This window comes from Wolbachia endosymbiont (group A) of Campoletis raptor (assembly GCF_964026755.1).
In the GTDB taxonomy this organism is placed as follows: domain Bacteria; phylum Pseudomonadota; class Alphaproteobacteria; order Rickettsiales; family Anaplasmataceae; genus Wolbachia; species Wolbachia pipientis.
Window position 1 is genome coordinate 497,397 of the sequence record NZ_OZ034695.1, and the last position, 24,620, is coordinate 522,016.

21 protein-coding genes, 2 rRNA genes and 1 pseudogene are annotated in these 24,620 nt (G+C 35.1%); 9 read left to right on the top strand and 15 right to left on the bottom strand.

Features of this window, described 5'->3' with window-relative positions; genetic code table 11:
* Positions 1 to 108: 108 nt before the first annotated feature.
* Both AAGD74_RS02590 and rrf read left to right on the top strand, forming a co-directional pair.
* Positions 109 to 2,875, top strand: a 23S ribosomal RNA gene (locus tag AAGD74_RS02590).
* A 66-nt stretch (positions 2,876 to 2,941) separates the two neighbouring features.
* Positions 2,942 to 3,048: ribosomal RNA gene (gene rrf, locus AAGD74_RS02595) — 5S ribosomal RNA — on the top strand.
* Positions 3,049 to 3,082: 34 nt separating this feature from the next.
* On the opposite strand, the gene AAGD74_RS02600 is transcribed toward rrf, so the two are convergent.
* The 4 genes and pseudogenes from AAGD74_RS02600 to rpmH form a co-directional block, all read right to left on the bottom strand.
* The gene (locus AAGD74_RS02600) at positions 3,083 to 4,465 is read right to left on the bottom strand and encodes an IS66-like element ISWen3 family transposase (protein ID WP_007548562.1); all 1,383 of its coding nucleotides are present in this window, start codon (positions 4,463 to 4,465) and stop codon (positions 3,083 to 3,085) included.
* A gap of 158 nt (positions 4,466 to 4,623) precedes the next feature.
* Positions 4,624 to 4,887: a hypothetical protein gene (locus AAGD74_RS02605; protein ID WP_077188558.1), complete on the bottom strand. Its 264-nt coding sequence runs from the start codon at positions 4,885 to 4,887 to the stop codon at positions 4,624 to 4,626.
* Positions 4,888 to 4,973: 86 nt separating this feature from the next.
* Positions 4,974 to 5,249 (bottom strand): annotated as a pseudogene (gene rnpA / locus AAGD74_RS02610) (ribonuclease P protein component); the annotation flags it as partial.
* Between the two features lie 67 nt (positions 5,250 to 5,316).
* A complete protein-coding gene (gene rpmH, locus AAGD74_RS02615) occupies positions 5,317 to 5,451 on the bottom strand; it encodes a 50S ribosomal protein L34 (RefSeq protein ID WP_006279898.1) in 135 nt (44 codons plus the stop codon).
* Between the two features lie 107 nt (positions 5,452 to 5,558).
* On the opposite strand from rpmH, the gene pstC reads away from it, so the two are divergent.
* From pstC to AAGD74_RS02630, 3 genes are all read left to right on the top strand, one after another.
* Positions 5,559 to 6,647, top strand: coding sequence for a phosphate ABC transporter permease subunit PstC (gene pstC, locus AAGD74_RS02620; RefSeq protein WP_338482805.1), 1,089 nt, complete (start codon positions 5,559 to 5,561; stop codon positions 6,645 to 6,647).
* A 101-nt stretch (positions 6,648 to 6,748) separates the two neighbouring features.
* On the top strand, positions 6,749 to 8,176 hold the full coding sequence (gene atpD / locus AAGD74_RS02625) for a F0F1 ATP synthase subunit beta (protein ID WP_010962432.1): 1,428 nt from the start codon (positions 6,749 to 6,751) through the stop codon (positions 8,174 to 8,176).
* Between the two features lie 12 nt (positions 8,177 to 8,188).
* On the top strand, positions 8,189 to 8,533 hold the full coding sequence (locus AAGD74_RS02630; protein ID WP_006279902.1) for a F0F1 ATP synthase subunit epsilon: 345 nt from the start codon (positions 8,189 to 8,191) through the stop codon (positions 8,531 to 8,533).
* Between the two features lie 651 nt (positions 8,534 to 9,184).
* Here the strand turns inward: AAGD74_RS02630 and AAGD74_RS07270 are convergent.
* From AAGD74_RS07270 to AAGD74_RS02645, 4 genes are all read right to left on the bottom strand, one after another.
* The gene (locus tag AAGD74_RS07270; protein ID WP_410529906.1) at positions 9,185 to 9,355 is read right to left on the bottom strand and encodes a hypothetical protein; all 171 of its coding nucleotides are present in this window, start codon (positions 9,353 to 9,355) and stop codon (positions 9,185 to 9,187) included.
* 462 nt (positions 9,356 to 9,817) lie between these two features.
* Complete coding sequence (locus AAGD74_RS02635) at positions 9,818 to 9,952, bottom strand: hypothetical protein (protein ID WP_007548509.1); 135 nt, start codon at positions 9,950 to 9,952, stop codon at positions 9,818 to 9,820.
* On the bottom strand, positions 9,949 to 10,083 hold the full coding sequence (locus AAGD74_RS02640; RefSeq protein WP_007548354.1) for an IS3 family transposase: 135 nt from the start codon (positions 10,081 to 10,083) through the stop codon (positions 9,949 to 9,951). The genes AAGD74_RS02635 and AAGD74_RS02640 overlap by 4 nt, the downstream gene beginning before the upstream one ends.
* Before the next feature lie 105 nt (positions 10,084 to 10,188).
* A complete protein-coding gene (locus tag AAGD74_RS02645; protein WP_077188560.1) occupies positions 10,189 to 10,899 on the bottom strand; it encodes a class II aldolase/adducin family protein in 711 nt (236 codons plus the stop codon).
* Between the two features lie 280 nt (positions 10,900 to 11,179).
* Between AAGD74_RS02645 and AAGD74_RS02650 the strand changes: the two genes are divergently transcribed.
* On the top strand, positions 11,180 to 11,797 hold the full coding sequence (locus tag AAGD74_RS02650) for a hypothetical protein (protein ID WP_341810724.1): 618 nt from the start codon (positions 11,180 to 11,182) through the stop codon (positions 11,795 to 11,797).
* A 1-nt stretch (position 11,798) separates the two neighbouring features.
* Here AAGD74_RS02650 and tsaB read toward each other — a convergent pair whose 3' ends face one another.
* The 3 genes from tsaB to AAGD74_RS02665 all read right to left on the bottom strand — a co-directional run bounded on the left by tsaB (position 11,799) and on the right by AAGD74_RS02665 (position 14,641).
* Complete coding sequence (gene tsaB, locus AAGD74_RS02655) at positions 11,799 to 12,383, bottom strand: tRNA (adenosine(37)-N6)-threonylcarbamoyltransferase complex dimerization subunit type 1 TsaB (RefSeq protein WP_338482745.1); 585 nt, start codon at positions 12,381 to 12,383, stop codon at positions 11,799 to 11,801.
* Positions 12,383 to 13,513 (bottom strand): cation:dicarboxylate symporter family transporter, encoded by a 1,131-nt coding sequence (locus AAGD74_RS02660; RefSeq protein WP_049973631.1) that lies wholly within the window; start codon positions 13,511 to 13,513, stop codon positions 12,383 to 12,385. Before AAGD74_RS02660 ends, tsaB begins: the two co-directional genes overlap by 1 nt.
* A gap of 138 nt (positions 13,514 to 13,651) precedes the next feature.
* Positions 13,652 to 14,641, bottom strand: a complete 990-nt coding sequence (locus AAGD74_RS02665) for a ribonucleotide-diphosphate reductase subunit beta (RefSeq protein ID WP_077188563.1) — start codon at positions 14,639 to 14,641, stop codon at positions 13,652 to 13,654.
* Positions 14,642 to 14,772: 131 nt separating this feature from the next.
* Here AAGD74_RS02665 and AAGD74_RS02670 point away from each other — a divergent pair, with 131 nt between their 5' ends.
* Positions 14,773 to 15,111, top strand: a complete 339-nt coding sequence (locus AAGD74_RS02670) for an outer membrane protein assembly factor BamE (RefSeq protein WP_006279908.1) — start codon at positions 14,773 to 14,775, stop codon at positions 15,109 to 15,111.
* Positions 15,112 to 15,295: 184 nt separating this feature from the next.
* Here AAGD74_RS02670 and AAGD74_RS02675 read toward each other — a convergent pair whose 3' ends face one another.
* On the bottom strand, positions 15,296 to 15,916 hold the full coding sequence (locus tag AAGD74_RS02675) for a hypothetical protein (RefSeq protein WP_006279909.1): 621 nt from the start codon (positions 15,914 to 15,916) through the stop codon (positions 15,296 to 15,298).
* A 171-nt stretch (positions 15,917 to 16,087) separates the two neighbouring features.
* On the opposite strand from AAGD74_RS02675, the gene AAGD74_RS02680 reads away from it, so the two are divergent.
* Entirely contained in the window at positions 16,088 to 17,119 is a 1,032-nt protein-coding gene (locus AAGD74_RS02680) for a YhcG family protein (RefSeq protein WP_077188564.1), read from the top strand.
* Positions 17,120 to 17,326: 207 nt separating this feature from the next.
* Positions 17,327 to 18,049, top strand: a complete 723-nt coding sequence (recO, locus tag AAGD74_RS02685) for a DNA repair protein RecO (protein ID WP_065094880.1) — start codon at positions 17,327 to 17,329, stop codon at positions 18,047 to 18,049.
* 144 nt (positions 18,050 to 18,193) lie between these two features.
* Here the strand turns inward: recO and AAGD74_RS02690 are convergent, their stop codons facing one another.
* Genes AAGD74_RS02690 through AAGD74_RS02700 form a run of 3 tightly spaced genes read right to left on the bottom strand, consistent with a single transcriptional unit; the run spans position 18,194 to position 24,600 of the window.
* On the bottom strand, positions 18,194 to 19,576 hold the full coding sequence (locus tag AAGD74_RS02690; protein WP_077188565.1) for a PleD family two-component system response regulator: 1,383 nt from the start codon (positions 19,574 to 19,576) through the stop codon (positions 18,194 to 18,196).
* Positions 19,548 to 19,844, bottom strand: a complete 297-nt coding sequence (locus AAGD74_RS02695; RefSeq protein WP_038250226.1) for a hypothetical protein — start codon at positions 19,842 to 19,844, stop codon at positions 19,548 to 19,550. The genes AAGD74_RS02690 and AAGD74_RS02695 overlap by 29 nt, the downstream gene beginning before the upstream one ends.
* A 4-nt stretch (positions 19,845 to 19,848) precedes the next feature.
* Positions 19,849 to 24,600, bottom strand: coding sequence for an NAD-glutamate dehydrogenase (locus tag AAGD74_RS02700; RefSeq protein ID WP_341810725.1), 4,752 nt, complete (start codon positions 24,598 to 24,600; stop codon positions 19,849 to 19,851).
* Between the last annotated feature and the right edge of the window lie 20 nt (positions 24,601 to 24,620).

Sequence of the window (24,620 nt, forward strand, 5' to 3'; positions counted from 1 at the left end):
AGATTAATTTAGTTTTTAGATGTTTGACAAGTTTTATGGTAGAGATTAATTTAATCTCAATTCAATTTTAATAATATTTAACTCTGCATATTCTGCATATAGTCGGATAAATAAATTATTAAGAGCACTTGATGGATGCCTTGGCGTTAAGAGGCGATGAAGGACGTGGCAGGCTGCGATAAGCTGTGGGGAATTGTCAACAAATTTTGATCCGCAGATTTCCGAATGGGGAAACCCAACTAGTTTAGCTAGTTATTACGTACTAAGTATGTAAAGCAAACTTGGTGAACTGAAATATCTAAGTAGCCAGAGGAAAAGAAATCAACCGAGATTCTGTTAGTAGTGACGAGCGAAAGCGGAAAAGGCTAGTGGTTTAAGAATAAGAATTAGAATACTCTGGAAATAGTAACCATAGAAGGTGATAGTCCTGTATAAGTAGAAAGTTTTTAAATCCTTGAGTAGAGCGGGGCACGTGAAATCCTGTTTGAATATGGGGGGACCATCCTCCAAGCCTAAATACTCCTTAACGACCGATAGTGAACAAGTACCGTGAGGGAAAGGTGAAAAGAACCCCGGGAGGGGAGTGAAATAGAGTCTGAAATCAAGTGCTTACAAACAGTTGGAGCTCTATATCAATTTATTGATATTTAGAGTGACAGCGTACCTTTTGCATAATGGGTCAGCGAGTTAATCTATGAAGCAAGCTTAAGCCGTTAGGTGTAGGCGTAGCGAAAGCAAGTCTGAATAGGGCGTTTTAGTTTTATGGATTAGACCCGAAACCAAGTGATCTAGTCATGACCAGATTGAAGGTGTGGTAAAACACACTGGAGGATCGAACCAGTTAATGTTGCAACATTATTGGATGAGTTGTGATTAGGGGTGAAAGGCCAATCAAACTTGGAAATAGCTGGTTCTCCGCGAAATCTATTTAGGTAGAGCGTTGTATGTATGTTGTTGGGGGTAGAGCACTGGATAGACTAGGGGGATTCACCGTCTTACCAAATCTAACTAAACTCCGAATACCAGCAATTAATTATACAGCAGGCACACTACGGGTGCTAAGTCCGTAGTGAAGAGGGAAACAACCCAGATCACTATCTAAGGTCCCAAAATTACAGCTAAGTGGGGAAGGAAGTAGAAAAACCATTACAGCTAGGAGGTTGGCTTGGAAGCAGCCATCCTTTAAAGAAAGCGTAACAGCTCACTTGTCTAAATAAGTTTTTCTGCGCCGAAAATGTACCGGGGCTAAAGCTGTATACCGAAGATGTGAGTGCTTATTGATTTCGATCAATAGGCGCGGTAGCGGAGCGTTCCGTAAGTCTGTGAAGGTGGTTTGTGAAAACTGCTGGAGATATCGGAAGTGAGAATGCTGACATAAGTAGCGTAAAAGAGTGTTAAAAACACTCTCACCAAAAATCTAAGGGTTCCTACGTTAAGTTAATCTGCGTAGGGTTAGTCGGTTCCTAAGGCGAGTCCGTAAAGGAGTAGTCGATGGCAATTAGGTTAATATTCCTAAACCTCTTAAGTGTGACGGGTTTCGTATTTGTATAGATCTTATTGGATTGATCTATGCTTAAAAGAAGCTCCAGGAAATAGCACTTATATTTATGAGGCCGTACCGCAAACCGACACTGGTGGATGAGTAGAGTATACTAAGGTGTTGAAAGAATGATGTTGAAGGAACTCGGCAAATTATACCTGTAACTTCGGAAGAAGGGTAACCTGCTTTTAGGCAACTATGAGTAGGTGGCACAAAATAGGGAGTAGCGACTGTTTACTAAAAACACAGGACTCTGCAAACACGTAAGTGGAAGTATAGGGTCTGACGCCTGCCCGGTGCTGGAAGGTTAATAGGAAGGGTGCAAAGCTCCGAATTGAAGCCCCAGTAAACGGCGGCCGTAACACTGACGGTCCTAAGGTAGCGAAATTCCTTGTCGGGTAAGTTCCGACCCGCACGAATGGCGTAACGATTTCTCCACTGTCTCCAACATCACTTCAGCGAAATTGAATTCCCCGTGCAGATGCGGGGTACCCGCGGTTAGACGAAGAGACCCCGTGCACCTTTACTATAGCTTTACATTGCTATTAAAAGTGTGATGTGCAGGATAGGTGGGAGACTTTGAAGTTATGGCGCTAGCTATAATGGATTCAACCTTGAGATACCACCCTTTACACTTTTGATATCTAACTATGTTTCATTATCTGGAGCTAGGACATTGTATGGTGGGTAGTTTGACTGGGGCGGTCGCCTCCTAAAAAGTAACGGAGGCGTGCGAAGGTAAGCTAGAGCTGGTCGGAAATCAGCTTGATAGTATAATGGCATAAGCTTGCCTGACTGCGAGGCTGACAAGCCAAGCAGAGACGAAAGTCGGTCATAGTGATCCGGTGATTCTGTATGGAAGGGTCATCGCTCAACGGATAAAAGGTACGCCGGGGATAACAGGCTGATGGTGTTCGAGCGTTCATAGCGACGACACCGTTTGGCACCTCGATGTCGACTCATCACATCCTGGGGCTGAAGAAGGTCCCAAGGGTTCGGCTGTTCGCCGATTAAAGTGATACGTGAGTTGGGTTTAGAACGTCGTGAGACAGTTCGGTTTCTATCTGCCGTGGGTGAAGGAAATTTGAGAAGGTCTGACTCTAGTACGAGAGGACCGAGATGGATATACCTCTGGTGTACCAGCTGTTATGCCAATAGCATCGCTGGGTGGCTATGTATAGATGGGATAATTGCTGAAAGCATATAAGCAAGAAACCCTCTTCAAAAAGATTTCCCAATTAAGGCCGTGGAAGACTACCACGTTGATAGGCTAGGTGTGGAAGCATGGTAACATGTGAAGCTAACTAGTACTAATAGCCTGATTGATTTATTTGCTTTCTATATGTGTGTATGCAGTGTTAAATATTAAGTTAAAATTGTTAAGTTAGAAATTTTTATTGACTTGGTGGCTATAGCAAAAATGAACCACCCGATCTCATCTCGAACTCGGAAGTGAAACTTTTTAGCGCTGATGGTACTTGAAAAGGGAGAGTAGGTCGCCGCCAAGTTTATAAAAATTTCGTATCCGTTCAGGAGAGTGGTTTAAGAAACAATAGATAGGAGATTTTGGAAAGGATTGAGACCCCTTTGTTTCCAAGTTAAGTATAATGAAATTATCCGCTCAAGGAATGTATTTCCCCGCTTTGATTGTGTAAAATATGAGTTTTTGCGATAAACGACATAATGCCGAATTTGCCGTTCAGCGTGGTTATTTGTCAGCGGAATATTTTCTGGGTCATCTAAAAATTTCCACATCATTCTTTCAGATCTCAGAACATTTTTTGCAACTCGAGAGGCTCCAATTGCTTCAGGTAAACGAGATATCTCCTTCAAGTAATACTTTGTACGTTTTCTTAATTTTCTGGCACGTCTGACAAACCTCAAAACATCTATCTCACTTTTTAGTAAAGCTTTTTTTAGTGCAAATAATTCAGTGGCCACGTTTCTCAAGTAACAACCCAGAACTTTAACTTCAATATTCCAACTATGTGCTAATCTTTCAAAATCTCTTGATAAATGTGCCCAACAGATTTGCCTGTTTTTATCGGCAAAATAATTGTATGCTGCATACCTGTCAGTTATTACCAAGCTATTGCGATTGCAGAATTTACTATTTTGTAAAACTTTCATTCCTCTTGACTCTGTAAATTTTACAAAACTTGCCGTATTGCTTGCAAACATCCAACACCAAGCGAGTTTACCTTTGTTATAATGGCTCGTTTCATCAATATGTAGAACTTTACTCCTACTTATCTCTTGTTCGATCTGCTCATACATTTTTTTGCATTTTGAAGCAACTCTATGTTCACTATTTGATATGCTACCGACGCTTATGTTCAAATTGAAGATATCATTTACGACACTCGCTATTTCGCGTTTTGAATTTTTGTAGAATCCGCTGAACGCTGCAATTATTGACTTAACCCTTGGACCAAATGTATCTGGCGTAACACCTTCTGGTAACTTGCTACTTCTTCTCTTTCCGCATCTCCGACAACGGCCATGTTCTAACTGATATTCCACTACATAAGGCTTGATTTCTGGAAGATCAACTTTCTGATGAATATATGGTTTTTCACATATTGCAATTTCTCCTCCGCATTCGCAAGTATTAGGCAACTCTATCTTTACTACTTTATCTGCATCCATGTTGGCGCGAAAACTTCCTTTATGACCAACCTGACCGCCAATATTCCTTTCGCTTTTCGGCTTATTCTTTTTTATTTTATACAACTCTTTGGAACTTGGTATTGATGAATTTTTTGAGCTTAAACCGAGTCTTTCTCTTAACTCAGCATTTTCTATCTTTAAAGCCTTATTTTCTGCTTTTAAACTTTCATTCTCTTTTTCCAATCTTTCTATTTTTGCTTCTAACCTTTCTATTTTTTGCTGTAAATTTTTGCAAAGTTCTAAAAGGTTTACCATATTATTTCACTTTTGCTCTATGATTATCTTCTTAGATCACCTTGTCTACCTTATTCTGCCACTCCGCTGAACGGATACAAAATTTCTTTGTTAATTAGACAGTAGGTATACTTATATTTTAACTTTCTTGTTTTGTTACTATTCTTTAAGTTTTTACTTTAACTACGATATCTTTTTTTTCTTATATGTTCTTGGTCATTTTCTACATTATTTAGCATTGTTCCCACTTCCCCTAATTGATTCCCTTTTGAAGGAGAATTACTGATTTCTGGTAATATTACATTACCTCCCACTTTTTTAAATAATTCTTCTTGTTGGCGAAATGCTGACCTCCAATCTGTTCCTGTTCCTTTAGGAAGAAATAAGAATTGATACATCTGACCAAAGCCTGTGTTATTTACCTCTTTTATATGCTCTACCATTCACCACACCCATTAACTATTTTTAAAAATTTTACCTATATTATCATAAAAAATATAGTTGTAAATACCTTAATTGAGATTTTTTTTTATTTTATCTTTTTTAAGCAAATAGTTAGATCTTTTTGTAAATTTTTATAACTTGCTTGCATAATGTTTCTATGAGTTAGTATTATGTAGTAGTGCCCTATATTACTTATATTTAAAATGCTAATTTTAGCAAGCATTCGTAGTTGCCTTTTTATTTTATTTCTTTTTGCTGCTTTTCCGGTTTTTTTACTGATAGCCAGACCTACTCTAATAGTATGAATGTACTTTTCAGGTTCTCTTTCTTTTATAGCGTACAGTGATATATAAAGCCCACGATAAAAAAGACTGTTGAGTGCTAACTTATTTTTGAAAGCAGAAGAAAAATCTTTTTTTTTATACTTACTATGCGCATAATTTGTTACACCCTAATGAACGGCGCCTATTAAGGATTTTTCTTCCAGCTCTTGTTGCCATACGTGAACGAAATCCGTGTCTGCGCTTTCTTATCAAATTTTTTGGTTGAAATGTTCTCTTCATTGTTTTTATATTAATATAATTATTTATTTTAAATTGTTTTACTTTATTGTCAAATAATGGTGAACTTGTATGACATTTTCGTAGAATAAAATTTGATGCATGGAAGAATGAATTCGGTGATAGTCATACCTGTCTTACTAATCCTTTTATTTTGTTTTAGTAGGTTTCAAGAAGTAAATAAGGTTAAATCTTATCTGTATCTTAGTTGTGTATGGATGCTAACTTGGTTGTTAGTATTCTATAATAATTGTTTTGTAACTTTTATTTCTATAGCGTTACTTTTTTTCATGCTTGCTTTTATCTTTAAAAATAAAAGAAATAAGATAATAAAACTTTCGTTATTTGTGGCTTTGGCCATATCATTTTTTATCACTTTATTTATAATGCTGTCTATTTTTATTCAATCCATTAGTTTTTTTAATAAAGTAGCTATTTCAGAATTCTTGTTTTGCTTGAAATGGGGCCACAATGTAGTCACTATCAATAAAGAGAAGATAGGATGTTTTGGTATAGCGCCGCTTTTAGTTGGTACATTACTTATAACTATTATAGCAATGTTAGTTGTCGTTCCGCTTGGTTTATTTTCTGCAATATATATTAGTGAATATGCGAGTGAGAAAGTGCGTTATATTGTTAATACAACTTTGCAAGTTTTGTCTGCTATTCCTACGGTTGTATATGGATATTTCGCGGTTGTGTTTTTGTCTTTCTTTATAAAGCAGGTAGCAAATTTTTTTGGTTTAAGTATACACTCAGAAAGTGCCTTAGTTGCCGGTTTATCGATTGGGATAATGATTCTTCCTTTTATTATTTCTTTACTCGAAGATGCCATAAGATCTGTTCCAAAAAGCTTGCGTTATGGCTTCATGGCACTTGGTGCAACTCCAGCGGAAACTATATGGCATATAACAATACCTTATGCAATGCCTACAATTTTAAGTGCAATTTTATTGTCAATTTCAAGAGTGATAGGTGAAACAATGATTGTGCTAATGGCTGTGGGAATCAACGCAAATTTGACTTTTAACCCTCTTAATTCAGTTACTACCATTACCGTGCAGATCGCTACATTACTTACCGGAGATCAGGATTTCAATAGTGTACAAACTCTTGCTGCTTATGCGCTTAGTTTAGTATTGTTTATTATTACTTGGCTATTAAATGCATTTGCATTGTTTGTAATGAAGCGTAACTAGTAAGCGTTTTAATGTTGCAAAATTTCTATTAATAATATAAAATTTATTTTCTTTAGAAGTTCTTTTATGGAATTATAGTGTTAGGTGATAAAAATAAAGAGATGAATATAGGTAGAGCGATTAAGGTAACTCAAGCAGTCGTTGATATAAAATTTGAAGGTGAATTGCCTAAAATATTTAATGCTTTAAAAAGCAAACTAAAATATAAGGATAAGGAGCTGGTTTTAGAAGTTTCGCAGCATATAGGTGACAATATAGTTCGTTGTATTGCTATGGATAGCACAGATGGCATGTCAAGGGGGGATGAATTTGTTGATACAGGTGCACCAATATCGGTGCCAATTGGGCGTTCAACTTTAGGAAGGATTTTTAATGTTGTTGGAGAGCTTATAGATGAGTGTGGTCCACTGAAGGGAAAGTATAACTTAGAGCCTATACACAGAGCACCTCCAAGTTTTACTGAACAGAGAATACAGGAAGAAGTTTTAGTTACGGGAATAAAAGTTATAGATCTTCTTGCACCTTATCTTAAAGGAGGAAAAATTGGCTTATTTGGTGGAGCCGGTGTTGGTAAAACAGTCCTAATAATGGAATTAATTAATAATATAGCAAAAGCTCATAAAGGATTTTCTGTGTTTGCCGGGGTAGGGGAGAGAACGCGTGAAGGTAACGATCTTTATCACGAGATGATCACTTCAAATGTAATAAATATAAATGAGCATGAAAAATCTCAAGCTGTTTTGGTTTATGGTCAGATGAATGAGCCTCCTGGAGCAAGGGCTAGAGTTGCTTTAACAGCACTTACTATGGCAGAGTATTTTCGTGACCGTGAAAACCAAGATGTTCTATTTTTTGTGGATAATATCTTTAGATTTACACAAGCTGGTTCTGAAATTTCTGCTTTACTTGGAAGAATACCGTCAGCTGTTGGTTATCAGCCAACCCTTGCAACTGATATGGGTGCAATGCAAGAAAGAATAGCTTCAACAACTTCTGGCTCTATTACTTCTGTGCAAGCTATATATGTTCCTGCGGACGATTTGACTGATCCAGCCCCAGCAACTACATTCTCTCACCTTGATGCAACCACAGTGTTGTCAAGGCAAATAGCTGAAATGGGAATATACCCTGCTGTTGATCCACTTGATTCAACTTCTCAGTCTTTATCTGCTGAAATCATTGGTGAAGAACATTATAATGTAGCTTCTGAGGTGAAACGTATATTGCAAACTTATAAATCACTGCAAGATATTATCGCAATACTTGGTATGGATGAGCTATCTGATGAAGATAAAATTATTGTTGATAGGGCTCGTAAGATTCAGAAATTTCTTTCTCAACCTTTTCACGTTGCAGAAATATTTACTGGCATGCCTGGTAAATTTGTTTCACTTTCTGATACTGTTTCCAGTTTTAAAGGAATTGTTGAAGGCAAATATGATCACTTACCAGAGGCTGCTTTTTATATGGTGGGGAATATAGATGAAGCAATAAAAAAGGCTGAATTAATACAAGCTGAAGCTAAATAAAAGTTAAAGATTATGAATACTTTTAAAGTGCAATTTTTCTCTCCTGATGATCAAATTTCATTCAGTGGAGTGGTTTCTCTTTCAGTAACTGGGCTCGAAGGGGAGCTTATGATTTTAGCTCACCATGCTCCTTACTTAATTTATTTATTGCCTGGTATGATTACTGTTAAAATGAGTAACCAAACAGAAAAGAAGGTTGTAATTGATAGTGGCGTATTAGAAGTTGCAAATAATAATTGTAGCATTATAACAAGTCAAATTCAGGTTTTTGATCGTGCAATTCATGATGAGAAATCGTTTAAAAATAAGAGAATTAGTATATATTTAAGTTATCTTGATGAGAAGTTTCTTTCTTAGTTATTTTAGGCAAAAAGTCAATTATCATTCAAGTGGCTATAAGATTTTTGCTCAGGGGGCTCTTTTTTGTCATCCCAGAAACCCCGGGGTGTCATCCCAGTGTCGGAGTACTTTAGGTGTATGATCCCAGAGTGTGATGGTATGGGACCATACACCTAATCAAATAAAAATTAAAGAAGGAGAGTTGGTTGTAAAGGTTGGAGATAACGACTTTGTTTTACCTGGAATTTACGTTGGATAAACTACAAAAAATAACAGGTAAAAATCAACGTAAATTTAAGATAAATCGATTTTATTAGTATTATCAAATCAAAATCTGTTTTTAATTAATCAATAATACTTTTTTACATATTTTCATCCCCTTTCATGGATTTTTTAATTTTATAGATGATATCTAATATTATTAGAAGCATTGTAAAATATCTTATGAGAAAAATTATAAAATATATTAGCATTATTGGTATTGCATGTTTGACCTTACCCAAAAAAAGTAGAGAGAAAGTTAAGACGTTTTTATCATGAGAATAAATTGTGCAGGAATGCAATAGTTAATAGTAGAATGTCTACGTTATTTGTTATAAAAGATTTCTATGTATTCAAATATGGCAGTTCTGGTTTGTTGAGCGAGAAGTATCAATAAGCAGCTCCCTTTTAAGTGAACTTTTCTGCAACAGAGTTATCGTAACAACAGCCCTTATGGCTCATCCTGGAAATGATGTTTTTTGTATTCAATAGAAATTGGTAATTTTGAGAGGTATACTGTGACCCTTGATCGCTATGTAACAGCAGATTTTTATCGGGTTTGCGTTTATCAACGGCCATCAATAAAGAATCTATAACTAATTATCATGTTACTCATTAACCACCATGCGTGAATATAGGTCAATTATTGCCGCCAACAACCTTCTTTAGTTTTTATGTAGGTAATCCCAAACTTTATTTGGCTGATCAGTAGTAAAATTTTGATCCAATGTGTTCGGAGCCACAACTCGGTTGCTTATTTGCTGTTTTTTATTTTTGAACCTTCGTCTAAGCTTGGTTTTAATGCCATTTTCTTGCATAACACTTTGTACTGTTTTAATTTTTGCCTAAAGCTTTTAATTCAGCGTGAATTTTAGGGGCTCCATATCTGCATTTAGAATGCTTGATGTATTTTTTGAATATCTGCTAGAAGCCCTTCTTTTGCTAATTCTTTACTGCTTTTTTCCTTAGCAACCCATACCACCAGTACAAAACCCTACATAGTTCCTGTGTTTTATAGCAATTTCTATATAAAAGAATACTTTACTCTTTTTCTTTGCCCAGGGCTTTTTTTAAGATGTCTCTTTCTCTTATTAGCTCTTTTTTTAGATCAAATCTTTCTTTGTCATAAGGAGCCTTTGCCTGGAAATGCGTATGCTCCAGACATTTTTCCATCATATTTTCTTACTTAACATACTGCCATCTATACCTAGATCTTTTGCTATTTTTGTACTTGCTTGACCTGTTTCTTTAACCAGCTTAACAGCTTCTAATTTGAATTCTGCTGTATATTCTCTTCTATTTGTCATATTTTGAAAAAACGTTTTATTTTACTCCAAAAACGTCTTAACTTTCTCTCTACTTTTTCTGGGTAAGGTCACTACTTGGATGACAGATAGTAGTGCGAAAGTCTCTTACAACTTACTTTTAATTAGTCTAACCCATGCGTGCCAATCCCTCTCACCAAGATTGCTTTCAAAAGATAGGAGATCCTTTACAGCTTTTGAGCAAATTTCTTCACTTGGAATTGATAACTCCTTATTCATTGCTAACGTTAAACATTGAGTTTTGCACGCTTGTTCTAAATGATACGTGTAAAACATTGCTTCTTGTATAGTCCGACCACACGTTATAGATCCATGATTACGCATTAACATGACAAAATTTTCTTTCAGATCAGCTATTAACCTCTTTCCTTCTGTATCGCTAAGTGCTAGGGAATTATAATTATGGTAAGAGATTTTATTGTAAAAGTGCAGTGCCCATTGACTTATAGGAAGCAGCCCATCTTTGAGAGAAGAAACCGCTACAATAGAAGGTGTATGCAAGTGAAAAATTGCTTGAATATCTTTCCTTGCTTGATAAATAAAACCATGAATTATATAGCCAGTTCTATTATATTGATATTCTTTGCCTTCAATTACATCTCCATCAAATGATACTTTCATTAACGAACGTTCATCTACTTCATCAAAACGCATACCAAACGGATAAATATAAAACGACTTTTGATCTTCAGAACGCACTGAAAGGTGAGTATATGTATGATCATCGAACTTAAGGTAGGACAAAATCTGATAGGCATAGACTAGATCCCTTTTTACTCTGCTCTTTGTTAACAACACAATCCTCTGTTAGAATCTTCTGAAGGTTTATACGCGAAAAGAGACTTGTAGTAAACTAATAAGTCTATGCCACTCTGTCTTGCTTTCTGAATACCAAACACTTTTGTGTTGTAGCTTGCTTAAAAATAGTTATCGTTATTATAGAGTTTATATACAGAATTTATGTTTTTAAATTACATAATATCTTAACTACAAAAATAATTTTCTATATAATATTTCATATGTTTTAAAGCTTCATTTTTATGTTATTATAAATGTAAGTTTCAAGATTGAAAATAATATGGTAAATATTAACACAAAAAGACAGCCAGCAGGATTTTTCATATATCTCTCTGGTCTTTCGGGAAGTGGTAAACTTTCCACAGCAATAGAATTATCTAATATGATAAACGCATTAATTGTAAATAGTAAGTTCTATAACAATGTTCAAGCTTGCTCTATATACGATGGTGTCTTTGAACGTGATCAAATACCTAAAGAAGTTCAAGATAGAATATATGGCATTATGCAAATTATGCTTCAGGTAATAGAAAATTATCCGATTCACTCAAAAAATTACATATTTATTGATGAGTTGATGGAAAATAATGACCAGAACATGAGGATGTATGATTCAATAGTAAGGCTTAGTAAAAAAATGAACACAGAAATCCTTCCTGTGGTACTTAGGTGTGATCTACCGACATTACAAAAGCGTATTGCATTAAAAAGGCAAAGAAAAAATAGGAAGGTGATTAATCTAAATAGCATGATAGAGCAATGTAGGATTAACAATTTATTTACACCACCGAGTGCTATAGAGATAGAAAATTCAAATATGAGTATAAAAGAAGTAGCTCAAGAGATAGTAAACCAGATGCACAAGCTTAGCCAAATTGCGTGTATGCAAAAAAAATAGTCTATAGCAATTTCATATACTGAGGCTCATTTAAATATAGAGCTTCAACTTCATTTAATTTTTGCTTGTTCTTTAGTCTATAATGAACTAATAGCCCTCCATGGCTAGCATTTAAATTGCAATCCATATGTGTACTGCTTGTAGCGTGACCAGGGTCACATGCTGCAGTTGGACCAGACAGCGGCAATAAATTGAAATCAAATAACTGTGTATAAAACCCTTGAGCATTTTTGATTATAGCTCTGATATTTTTTTTGCTATTTGCACAAAGCAAAGATATTGCGTAGGCTTGAACTTCCAGCGCACTAACCCCGTATAACGGCTTATTTGTAGCAAGATTTATACCTTGTGCAGCTGATATACCAACTCTAATTCCAGTGAAACTTCCTGGTCCAACTACTACCGCCAAATGATCTATTTTATCATAATTATAGTTGTGCTTATCAAATAAAGTACTTAGTATTTGAAAAAATGATTCTGCATGACTATTGTTGGTGGAATTGTGCTCTACAAAGCAGTTACCATCATAATCAACTATTGCTATTGAACTACCAATACCTACAGTATCAATCGCTAAAATAGACATTACTTAAGCTTATCATAGAGTTTTGAAAATATCATAGTAAAGGCACCATTACCCATAACATTTGCTGAAGTGATTATTGGATCAAACACTATATACAATGCTGTGATTAACGAAAGCATTTCTGGAGAAAATTTGAGGTATTTCTCAAGAATAGGTAGCATTACCATAATTCCTCCTGCCGGCACTGCAACGATAGCAAACTTAAATAACAAAAAATAGAGAAGGAAAGTTACATAGTCTGTTGTGCACAATGAATAACCGGAGGCAATTATCATTGATAATATTATGATAAAAAAGCAATCACCTACTAAATGAAAGCTAGCAGTTATTGGCACAACAGACGATGCTATGTCAGGTTGCTTTACATTTTTTTTGCTTCCTTCAAGACTAAGAGGCATAGTTGCATTACTAGACATTGTGCTCATCGCAGTAATAAATGCCGGTATCATATTGCCTATACTAGCTATCCAGCTTGTGATCTTGAATGAATTTGCTGCTCCATATAAGAGGAAAACATAAAGGTAGGTTGCAGATGCTATAATAATGAAAATTATTGAGTAATCCTTAAATATTATAGATAAAACTTGATCATGCTGCATTTTTAAAGCAAGCCCAAGTACAAATATTGGAATAATCGGCGTCAAAAACGTCTTCAAAATAAAGAGAGTTAAATCTAACATTTTGTTCGAAAGCTCTTTGCTTTTCTTGGGTAGCAGTGTGGACACTACTATGCTGGACACAAATCCACAGGCAAGGGCATAAAAATTAGAAAGCAATGCAGGCAGCCTAAACGACCATAAGGGAACAATTGTTTCTTCATACGTTATATCTTGTATTGAATGAGTGTTTTGTATGATGAAATGCCCAACAGAATAAGCTATTAAACTTGAAGCCAGATTTGACAAGAAGATCATTATAATAAGTAACAATATGAACTTTATAGCTGACTGCTTAAGATTGTTAACACTGCTAAAGATTAACGCAAAAATAATAAAAGGCATTATAAATAGCAAAACCTCTTTTATACTCAGGCTCGTTGAGTACAAGAAGGTTTTTGCTTCCATTGGAACTAAATGACCAAAGAATGCAACTGAAGTGATGACCGTGAGTAAGATTAATAGTTGTAGCACGTTCTTATATACCAATGTCCTATGGACATATATATGGTAAGTTAGTTGTTAAGTAAAGCAAAACTGTCTAAACTGCACAGCAAATGGTGTAATGAAAGTAGCTGACACTGGAATGACAAAGAAGAGTGAAATTAGCACTCACTTATTATTCGTGTCGTTTTCAGTAAAAGCCTCCTCCCATGTGCCTTGAGTTGCTGCACGGCTATACTCTGTTACTCTATTTTCAAAGAAATTCGTATGTTCCACGCCATTTAGTATTTCATCAAGCCACGGAATAGGATTATCATTAACATCATATATGGACTCAAGACCTAATTGCATTAACCGTCTGTTTGCTACGTAGCGTATGTAATTGCGCACTTCTTCTGCGGATAGTCCTTCAACGTCTCCGAAATCAAAAGCAAGCTTTATGAATTCATCCTCAAGTTCAACAATGGTGCGACATGCAGAATATAATTCCTCTTTAAACTCGTCGTCCCAAATTTCATTATTTTCTTTAATAAATGTATTAAACAACATGATAATTGAATTGGTGTGCAAAGTTTCATCACGGGCTGACCAGGCAATTATTTGTCCCATGCCTTTCATTTTTCCAAAGCGTTGAAAATTGAGCAAAATTGCAAATGATGCGAATAACTGCAACCCCTCGGTAAATGCACCAAACACCGCTAGAGTTTTAGCTACATGTTTTTTATCGTGTTTTTTGCTTTCCTCGAATTCTAACATGTATTCATACTTCTTTCTCATAGCATCATACTTTAAGAATGCTTGATACTCGCTTTCTGGCATGCCAATTGTGTCTAAAAGATAAGAATAAGCTGCAATGTGTATAGTTTCCATATTGGAAAAGCTTGCAAGCATCATGCATATTTCCGTTGGCTTAAATATATTTGAATAATGCCTCATGTAGCAGTTATTTACTTCAATGTCTGCCTGAGTAAAAAATCTAAAGATCTGGGTTAGTAGATTTTTTTCTACACTTGAAAGTTTAGTTTTCCAATCCTTTACGTCATCAGCAAGTGGAACTTCCTCAGGTATCCAATGGATTCTTTGTTGCTGCAGCCACGCATCATACGCCCAAGGGTAATTAAAAGGTTTGTATATTGGATCTGCTTCTAACAATGACATAAGACACCTATTATTTTCTAAAGTAAATATTATATTAAGTGATATTGAGAATCAGTCAATTTAACTTTTTTGAAATTTGACGGCAGATAATTTATTAGTGTATTATAGCTTCAAGTAATTTATCAACAGAAATGCGAGTATTAATATCTTTTATTTTATTATTTACAGTGAGCTGCACTCACACTATTCACAATCACGGAGCTCCTGGCATTAGTGTTGAATTGTGGAGCAAGATAAAAGTAGGTGACGATAAAGAAAAAGTGGTTCACACTTTAGGATCACCAACATTAGTATCAAAGTTCGATGACAATGTTTGGTACTATGTCTCATATAAAATTAAACAAGCCAACTTTTTAGGAAAAAGGAAGTATAGTAGTAAGTCTCTGCAAATTTCATTCGACCAGGACGGTAAAGTTGAAGATACAAAAGAAACTGACATCTTAGAGAGATCTTTGGCTGTTTCTGATTGAAAGTTTGCTAACTATGGAGTTTTTCTCACTCTTCTTTGCATCCAAGAACCGTATAACGTCATCCCAGTGTCAAGCACTGGGATGACACCATTTGTTGTAAACTCACTTTTACTCTATGGTTATACTACCTTGCTGCTATCCTGAACGGATACAGTGGGCTTATTAAATTATAGAATTACTTTAGCTATAGAATAAAGTCTAGTGTTACTTCACGCCAAATGTGGTGGTGCTGAGTAGGCAAGCCGGTTAATGGGCTACATTTATATACTGCACGCATTGCGTTATCTGCTATCGACCTGAAAAGTGGATTATTTCGATAGGAATCACTGTCTGCTACATCCGCCATAATTATCTCGCCTTGACTGGATAACAATAAGTTAATTTTTATATTAAAATTTTCTTTGTAAGCTATGCTTTCAGGAATGCTCCAGCATTTTGTGAGCTTGTCTCTTATAGAGTTAATAATTTCTGTTACAACTAATTCATCCTTTTTGCTCTCAACGCTTTTTTCGTTTCCTATTTCATTTTTTGCCCCTCTAACATCCCTTCTTAGTTTTTTCTCTACACTTTTTTTTCTTTTTGGAATTGGAATGAATTCTTTACCCTCGTTAATAATGACTTCTTCTTGCATTTCGATAATTTGCCTCGGTTGTGCTACAACAGTGTGCTCAACCAATTCTTTTTTCCTTTGTGGTATAGGAACAACTGACGTATCATTCGTTTGGGCTTTTGTTGAAGGTAACGAAAAAAGCAGAAAACAACATAAAGACAAAAAAAGAATATAATTAGAATAGAAAAAACGCATATGTTAAGCAGCTTGTTTTACTGGTTTAAAGCTAATATTGCACATAAAGTCAATATATTTTAGTTGATGGACAACTTTGAAGTCAATAAGGAATCCCTTCAAAGTTGCAGGCAAGCGAAAGATTGTCTTCTCGACAGACAAAGAATTGTATAATGGATTAAAAGGGACCGTATGACAAAAATTATAGGAAAAGAATATACAGAACTTTTAGAGCAGTTGAAAGATCGTATTGCAACAAACCGTTATAAGGCAGCACTTGCAGTAAATAGTAAGCTTATTTTGCTTTACCACCATATTGGTACAGAGATCCTAAAACGCCAAAAAGAACATACCTGGGGAGCTAAGGTAATTGATCAATTAAGTAAGGATTTGAGAAGTACATTTCCAGAAATGAAAGGCTTTAGCACGAGAAATCTGAAGTATATGCGTAAGTTTGCCGAAGAATATCCTGATGTTGAATTTGTGCAGGAGCCTCTTGCACAATTAACTTGGTATCACAATATCACTCTTTTGGAAAAAATAGAAAGTCATGAAATAAGATTATTTTATGTAAAAAAAGCTATTGAACATGGCTGGTCACGTAACATTATGGTGATGCAGATAGAACTTGGACTACATAAACGTCAAGGAAAAGCAATAACTAATTTTAAAGAAAAATTACCATCTCCACAATCCGATCTAGCACATTACACATTAAAAGATCCGTATATTTTTGATTTTTTAAGTATAGGTAAGGATGCTCATGAAAGAGAAGTAGAAAAAGGACTCGTAGGGCATATGGAAAAATTTCTGTTAGAACTCGGTGAAGGATTTGCATTTGTTGGTAGACAATTTCATTTAGATGTTGGTAATAAAGACTTTTATATTGATTTATTATTCTATCATTTAAAGTTACGTTGCTTCGTAGTGATTGAACTAAAAGATAAGGATTTTAAGCCGGAATATGCTGGTAAAATGAATTTTTATCTTTCTGCAGTTGATGATTTACTTAAGCACTCGACAGATCAACCTTCTATAGGGTTAATCTTATGTAAATCTAAAGACGATGTACTTGCTAAATATACACTCAAAGACATAAATAAACCAATAGGATTAGCGGAATATCGAATAACTGAAAATCTACCAGAGAACATAAAAACAGCTTTACCGACGATAGAAGAATTAGAAGCTGAATTATCCAAAATTTCAGATAAGGAAAAGTAATGGTTACTAAAATCATTCAAACAATTATTTAGCAAACCAAAAACCAAAAGCTCAGCATGGAGGCTCAGGAAGAAGGGTGGCAGCCAATACCTTACTCTCTCATAGCCTTGAAACTTTGGAAGCAGACAGTAACGGAGTAAGTGATTTTTATGGATTACAAGCTCTAGGTGTACTATCCTATAATATCATACGGTCAATATACTCTAAATGAGATGGAAAGATGAAGGCATCATTATAGCTGCTAAAAAATACGGCGATAAAAACTTAATTCTCTCTCTGTTTACAAAAAATCATGGAAAGCGCAGGGGATTAACTAAGCTAACAAACAATAGCAATTATAAGTTTCAGATAAGTAATCTATTACATGCAGAATGGAGTGCTAAGTTACCTGAAAATCTAGGTTTTTTTAAGTGCGAATTAATCGAATCTCCATTCCATCATTTCTTTCAAGATAGGTTAAAAAGCATTACTATTGTTTCTTTCTCCTCTATTTTAGAAAAAGTGCTTCCAGAAAGTGAACCCTGTGCCATGCTGTATGACAATTTTCGATATTTCATCGATGTAATTAAACACAACAATCAGTCTTGGCAAAGCCATTATCTTAACTTAGAGCTTCTGCTTCTTACGCAATTGGGATTCAAGTTAGACTTATCCAAATGCGCTGTAACAGGTGTTAAGGAAAATCTGCAATTTATTTCTCCAAAAACTGGTAGAGCAGTGTCAAAAAAAGTAGGAGATTATTATGCAGATAAACTCCTACCTTTTCCACAAATGTTGCATGATGTATACAATAATACCCTACAAAACAGCTACTCATTCCAAGAATTTCAGTTAGGACTGAAAGTCACAGGATATTTTTTAAATAAGTATCTATTTTTGCAGTTAAACGTGAAATTTCCAGAGCTGAGAAACCTCATGTTGTCGCTTTAATCTTAGTTATCATTTTTTTGAAATCATTTCAGAAATCTATAGCTAACCCAAGCAACACGTCATACCGCGATTCATTCGCGGTATCTCAGCATAGATTCCGCTCACGAGTAGTGGAATGACGGTTGTCGGTAAACTTAAGCCACTTTAGCTATAGCCAGTAACCACTCTATTTCTACCACTGTTTTTTGCTTTATATAAATATCTGTCAGCACGTACTATAAATTTTTTAATATCATCAAAGTCAGATCCTTGCATTTCTGCAATTCCAATGCTCACAGTTACATTATGGGTTGTATTTTTATCCGCAAGTACAAAAGGTTCTTTAGCAATAATTTTTCGTATTCTCTCCGCAATAGTATACGCATCTGATACATTGGTATCTGGCATTACAACAACAAACTCCTCACCACCAAACCTAGCTAGTAAATCTGTCACTCTGATATTTTCAGAAATTCTTTTCTGTATTTGCTTTAAAAGTTCATCTCCAGCACTATGCCCAAAACTGTCATTCACTATCTTAAAATAGTCTATATCAAGTATCATAAGAGACAACCTTCTATCCTTTTCCACAGAGTCCTTAACAATGTTTCTTAAGTGTGCATCAAAATATCTTCTATTATAACAGTTAGTTAATGGGTCCTTTATAGACATTTCCGCATTATTAAATAAATTCATTCTCAAGGCATCTTGATATCTTTTGCGTTTTACTTGCGAATTAACCCTTGCTATTAGCTCACCCTCATCCAAAGGTACTGTTAAATAATCATTAGCACCTACATCAAGTGCTTTTACTAAATTGTTTTTATCATAATCCTCAGAAAGAATCAGAATTGGTGTATAACGTGTTTCCACCTTACTACGAAACTCAGAACACAAACGCAAGCCGTCAGTTTTTGAAAATTGCATATCAGAAATGATCAGGTCGTAACCATTCTCAATACCAACCTTCAATGCTTCCATTGGATCACTCAGTATTTTAATTGACCTAAAGCGTTGCTTTAATATATTATATATCTGCTCTGCTTGATGAACATCCTCATCTATAACAAGTATGTTAGCATCAAAAATCTGATTGGAATAATCCATAATACTGTTTCCTGCGACTCCACCAATCTCAGCGTTAGTTTCTCCTCTCAAACGCAATTCATCAATAATCATCTTTAAGCGTGTGAGAGACTTAATTCGTGCAGATAAAGCAGTTTCGTTTATTGGTTTAGTCAGAAAATCATCCGCGCCAGCATTAATACCTTGCACTCTATCATGAGTATCATGCAGCGCAGTTACCATAATTATTGGAATATGGGTTGTCAAGGGATCACTCTTTAGCTCCTTACAAACTTGAAAGCCATTCATCTTTGGCATCATGATATCAAGTAATATAATATCGGGCTGCTGCTTTGCTACTAAATCTATAGCTTCTTCACCATCATGAGCTACGATAACCGTATAGTACTCTGCTTTTAGTCGAGCTTCTAAAAGCTTGACATTAGATAGTACATCATCTACTACCAGAATCTTTGCTGTCATTATCTTTAGATGTATTATCTATATCATAAGTAGGATAAAGCTTACCATTTTTACCAATTATGTAATTTACTTTCTCAGCATTACATTCTTTATATAAGTCTTCAACTCCTGCGTCTTTCAATAACCTCCTAGCTTTTGATTTTATAATCATAAGATACTTATACACATTCCTAATAAGATCAATAAATACAGGCACCTTATTTTTATCAAGAACAATTATGCTCACTAAAGCTACAACTAAAATTTCTGAAAGACCTATATTGAACATTTTCCTATGAAGCAAGTACTTTAATCCTTCTGATTATAAATATTAATTTGCTTAAATCAAGTTTAGAAGCAACCATCTCATCTAAAAAACTATTATAACGTTCTATGTAGTCCTTATCATTACAAGCCCAGGTTTGAACCTTATCTTCAGGGTTATCAGTAGCTTTTATGACTTTAACAGCTAGCTTGTGATGGTAATTGCTTAAATCGTCCAATAAATCATTAACTAAGCTGCGATCCCAATAAGAAGAGCGGCTTTTCATCTTGATGGCAATTGTTCTAATCAGATCGAATCTTAACAGCGACTTTAACTCAAAGTATATTTTACCAGCATCAAGAATGGACAAAGATGTCTGTTCAGCAACAGATATAATGTCCAGTGCATAAGCAAGAACGCATAGATCAGCAACTTTTTTTGCTAGATCTTTATTTATATTAAGTTCTACTAAAGAAGTTGATCCATGGCTATAGATCTTTAATAGGTGTTCATCTAAAACATCAGTTAAGTTCTGGCCTAAAGTTTCAATTGCATCTTTAAATTTTGTAACATCATCCAATTCTACAAAGCTAAGCTTGCCAAGATTTTTCACTAGCCAAAATGATACTCTGCCAATAAATTTCTGCACGTTCCTCACTATTTGTAAGTATGAGTTAACATCAATTTTTCCATCCAATTCATCAATTTTCTGCCACAGGCTGTTTAAATCATACAGGTGGTTAACAACAATATATATGTTAACCGCTTCTTGTATCTTAATTCCAGTGTTCTCAGCCAAATTATTGATGAATATACAGCCCATTCTATTCACTACATCATTTGCAATGCAAGTAGAGATAATTTCTCTACGAAGTTGGTGTTTTAATATGAAATCCTTAAACTTTGTTACCATCTTTTTAGGAAAATAACCTAGCAAGTAGTCATGAGATATAAGATCTTTTTCAGACAGATCGGAATGTATAATTTCATTTTTTATTGCTGTTCTAGCATAAGACATTAGAACAGAGAGCTGAGGAGAACTGAAACCTTCTGCACCAGTTAACATCCTTGCTATCTCTTCTTCAGTTGGAAGAAATTCTACGCTTCGGTTTAACAGCCCAGATTTTTCTAAACTGAGCAGTAACCTGTGGTGCTGCTCCAATCTCTCTTTAGCTTGCAAACACTCAAGAAGTAATGCTTTTGTTTCAATTTTGTTGTGGTTCTCAAGCACTTTGGATGCAACTTCATCCACCATACTTGCCAGTATTTCATTCCTTTTTTCTAAAGAAATACCCCCTGCTTTCATAGCTGAAACAAATGCAATCTTAATGTTAACTTCAAGGTCCGAACATATCACTCCGGCTGAATTATCAACAAAATCTGCATTGATATATCCATCTTTTTCAGCATATTCTATTCTTCCAAGCTGTGTACAACCAAGATTTCCACCCTCTATAAACATAGAAGCTCTAATATCCTTACCATTTACTCTCAGCTCATCGTTTGCTTTGTCACCGACCATGCTATGATTTTCACTCTTTGCCTTAACAAACGTGCCAATTCCTCCATTCCATATGAAGTCCACTTTTGCTTTCAACAGATATCTAATCAAATCACTTGGAGGTAGCATATCTTCTGTTATATCAAAGCATTCTTTTATTTCTTGAGAAATGTTTACTTGCTTGCTGCTACGCTCAAATACTCCTCCACCCTTAGAAATCAAATCTTTATTATAATCCATCCAAGTTGAAAATGGTAACTCAAAGAGACGTTTACGCTCTGTGAAACTCTTTTCTGCATCAGGGTTTGGGTCAACAAAAACATGCATATGGTTAAATGCGCCGATTAAATGTATATTTTTTGAAAGCAGCATACCGTTTCCAAATAGATCGCCAGCCATATCTCCAATTCCAATAACAGTTGTATCCTGGTAAATATCCTTATTCATTTTCCAAAAATGCCTCTGTGCTGCAATCCATGCACCTCTGGCTGTAATACCCATTTTTTTGTGATCATAACCTGCTGATCCACCAGATGCAAATGCATCGCCAAGCCAAAAATTGTATTCAGAGGCTATCTGGTTGGCATAATCAGAAAATGAAGCAGTGCCTTTATCTGCTGCAACTACCAAGTATGGATCGTCTTCATCATACCTAATCACATTCTCTGGTGGAATTATTTCACCATCAACCACGTTATCAGTAATATCAAGCATTCCTCTAATAAAACTCTTATAGCACTCAACACTTTTCTCTCTTAAAATATTCTTATCTTTATAAGCTTGCTTTATTACAAATCCACCCTTTGCACCAACAGGGACAATAACCGCATTTTTTGTCATCTGAGCTTTCATGAGCCCCAAAACTTCAGTGCGAAAATCTTCCGTCCTATCCGACCACCTTAAGCCACCACGGGCTAATTTCCCTCCTCTTAGATGTATTCCCTCAAAAAGGTTTGAATAAATATACAATTCGCGATACGGACGAGGATCAGGCAAACCATTTATTTTACTTGAGTCAAATTTTGTAGATAAATATGGTTTATCGTCTTGATAATAACTGGTCCTTAAAATAGCCATTATCAAGTTAAATATCGAGCGTAAAACGTAATCATGTGAAACATTGCTGATCTCTTTTAGAAGTTCCTCAATTTTTTCTCTAACAATGTCCGTAGTTTCTGCTCTATCAATGTCTATGTTAGGATCAAATCTTGCATGAAATAGTTGTATCAAATACTTTACTACTTTTGGATACTCTGAGACTACCTTTTGGATATATTCTGGGTTGTAGTTAAATGACGTCTGCTTTAGGTAAGCACTTAACGCTCTAACCAGAAGCACTTCTTTCCACTTGAGCCCAGCAATAATGATCAAACTATTGAAATAGTCATTTTTAATTTCCTTGCTAAACACTTTCGCAAGTGTTATTTCAAATTGCTCTTTTAGAGTAATGTTGTCTATTAATTCATCGACTCTTGACAACACAAAATGGTGTATCCATATTCCGCCGTTAATTTCTATGTAATAGCCATTATGAGATAGAATCTTAGCTCCCAAATTCTTAGTAATTCTTAATATCTTCGATAATTCAAGACCTCCATTGCTCGAAGTGTAAACCTTTAATTGATAATTAAGATTGTCACGAGTAAGTCTTAAATCGACCTCGCTAACTCTTTTTTTCCTCACTATCTCCAATTTTTTCATATCGTAATATGCGTCATGAGGTTCGAAACTCTCTTGATAGCTTATTGGAAATGCCTTGCAATAACGGATGAATATATCCTCAACAGTGCTAAAAGTATTATATAAATTGTCTATAAAACGATCTTCCCATTTTTCCGTAATGTTCCTTAATTTGTTTTCGATACGCAAAACTTCATCATCAGGAACACTAGCGTTTTTAGCCTTTAGCACTACATGCAATTTCATCAAATCATATTCATTGATAATGTGATTGTTATAAATATCTGAACTTCCTGCACTTGTCTCATCCTTCAATATGTCACGTATCTTGAACATTAGCCTAGCGCTAGCATAACGCATCGGTATCAGCACTATGCAACTAATAAAATCCCCGACTCTTCTTAAAAATAATCTGACCCTTGGCCTAATCGCAAGAGACATGATCGAAATGCAAATTTTAAATAATTCGTCTTCATTTGATTGGAATAATTCATCACAAGAGAACACTTGCAAAATAGAAATCAAAGCTTTATTGTTGTGGCCCCCGGTTACAAATCCTGCATTTTTTTCTATAACTTTAACTTTATCTTTTATTATTGGAATAGTTCGAATATCTTGGACCTCCGCTACAGAAGTAAATAGCCCGAAAAAACGCCGTGCCTTTACTACATTACCCTGGTCATCAAATTCTTTTACTCCTATACAATTCATGTATGTACGCCGATGGACTATTGAGATTAGATCTGATCTCAATATGTATAGGGAATCAAGGTTTGCAGAAGGAATCAACGTACTTTGACCTACTCTCATCAGGCCAAGGTCCTTTTTGCCATCACAGACGAGTTTTTCATCTTTACCAGCAATATATTCTTGATAACCTAGAAATACAAAATTATTATTCTTTAACCAAACTAGAAAATCTTTTTGCTCTTGATTTCGGTCTGGTGTCATTCCAGTGCGTGACACTGGAATCCACGTGTCCTTTTCCTGGATCCCAGTATCAAGTACTGGGATGACAGAAAGACTTGCCTCATCAAGTTTCTTAAGCATTAAGTGCCAATCTTTCACAACACAATTAACTGCTTTCAGCGTTTTTTGTAGAGATTCTTTTAATGTATCAACAAAACTGTCACTTATACCTTTGATAATTACATATATAACTGACTCTTTTATTCCATTACTTTCTTCCAAAGGGTAAATCTCATCTATTAGGCCATCTTTTCTTTTAATGTTAATTATGCTGTTGCTGTAATAGCATATGGTTAAATCGTGCGACTTAATAGTTGCAATAACGGAGTCAACCAAAAATGGCATATCATCGTTTGTTATCTTAATCGTGGTAAAATCGCCTTCTATTCCTGGTATATCATCTATATTACTTACTACTAACTTACTTTCATCTTTCTCTTTTTGAGAAACAAAATTGTAAGCATCGTTTACAATATATAGCAAAAACTTATCATTGGCTTTTAGGTCGCTTTTATAAACAAAACTATAAAAATACTTAATAAATTTTTTAATTTTTTCTTTATCTTGCTGATTTTCTTGATCAGCTAACTTAAATAAAGACTCAGTGTCAACATTATGATCTATACACATTTTTTTAACAAAAATACACA

Coding starts and splice junctions, on each gene's coding strand:
- AAGD74_RS02600 (WP_007548562.1), bottom strand. CDS start 4,465: ATGGTAAACCTTTTAGAACTTTGCAAAAATTTACAGCAAAAAATAGAA.
- AAGD74_RS02605 (WP_077188558.1), bottom strand. CDS start 4,887: ATGGTAGAGCATATAAAAGAGGTAAATAACACAGGCTTTGGTCAGATG.
- rpmH (WP_006279898.1), bottom strand. CDS start 5,451: ATGAAGAGAACATTTCAACCAAAAAATTTGATAAGAAAGCGCAGACAC.
- pstC (WP_338482805.1), top strand. CDS start 5,559: ATGAATTCGGTGATAGTCATACCTGTCTTACTAATCCTTTTATTTTGT.
- atpD (WP_010962432.1), top strand. CDS start 6,749: ATGAATATAGGTAGAGCGATTAAGGTAACTCAAGCAGTCGTTGATATA.
- AAGD74_RS02630 (WP_006279902.1), top strand. CDS start 8,189: ATGAATACTTTTAAAGTGCAATTTTTCTCTCCTGATGATCAAATTTCA.
- AAGD74_RS07270 (WP_410529906.1), bottom strand. CDS start 9,355: ATGGCCGTTGATAAACGCAAACCCGATAAAAATCTGCTGTTACATAGC.
- AAGD74_RS02635 (WP_007548509.1), bottom strand. CDS start 9,952: ATGATGGAAAAATGTCTGGAGCATACGCATTTCCAGGCAAAGGCTCCT.
- AAGD74_RS02640 (WP_007548354.1), bottom strand. CDS start 10,083: ATGACAAATAGAAGAGAATATACAGCAGAATTCAAATTAGAAGCTGTT.
- AAGD74_RS02650 (WP_341810724.1), top strand. CDS start 11,180: ATGGTAAATATTAACACAAAAAGACAGCCAGCAGGATTTTTCATATAT.
- tsaB (WP_338482745.1), bottom strand. CDS start 12,383: ATGTCTATTTTAGCGATTGATACTGTAGGTATTGGTAGTTCAATAGCA.
- AAGD74_RS02665 (WP_077188563.1), bottom strand. CDS start 14,641: ATGTCATTGTTAGAAGCAGATCCAATATACAAACCTTTTAATTACCCT.
- AAGD74_RS02670 (WP_006279908.1), top strand. CDS start 14,773: ATGCGAGTATTAATATCTTTTATTTTATTATTTACAGTGAGCTGCACT.
- AAGD74_RS02675 (WP_006279909.1), bottom strand. CDS start 15,916: ATGCGTTTTTTCTATTCTAATTATATTCTTTTTTTGTCTTTATGTTGT.
- AAGD74_RS02680 (WP_077188564.1), top strand. CDS start 16,088: ATGACAAAAATTATAGGAAAAGAATATACAGAACTTTTAGAGCAGTTG.
- recO (WP_065094880.1), top strand. CDS start 17,327: ATGAGATGGAAAGATGAAGGCATCATTATAGCTGCTAAAAAATACGGC.
- AAGD74_RS02690 (WP_077188565.1), bottom strand. CDS start 19,576: ATGACAGCAAAGATTCTGGTAGTAGATGATGTACTATCTAATGTCAAG.
- AAGD74_RS02695 (WP_038250226.1), bottom strand. CDS start 19,844: ATGTTCAATATAGGTCTTTCAGAAATTTTAGTTGTAGCTTTAGTGAGC.
- AAGD74_RS02700 (WP_341810725.1), bottom strand. CDS start 24,600: ATGTGTATAGATCATAATGTTGACACTGAGTCTTTATTTAAGTTAGCT.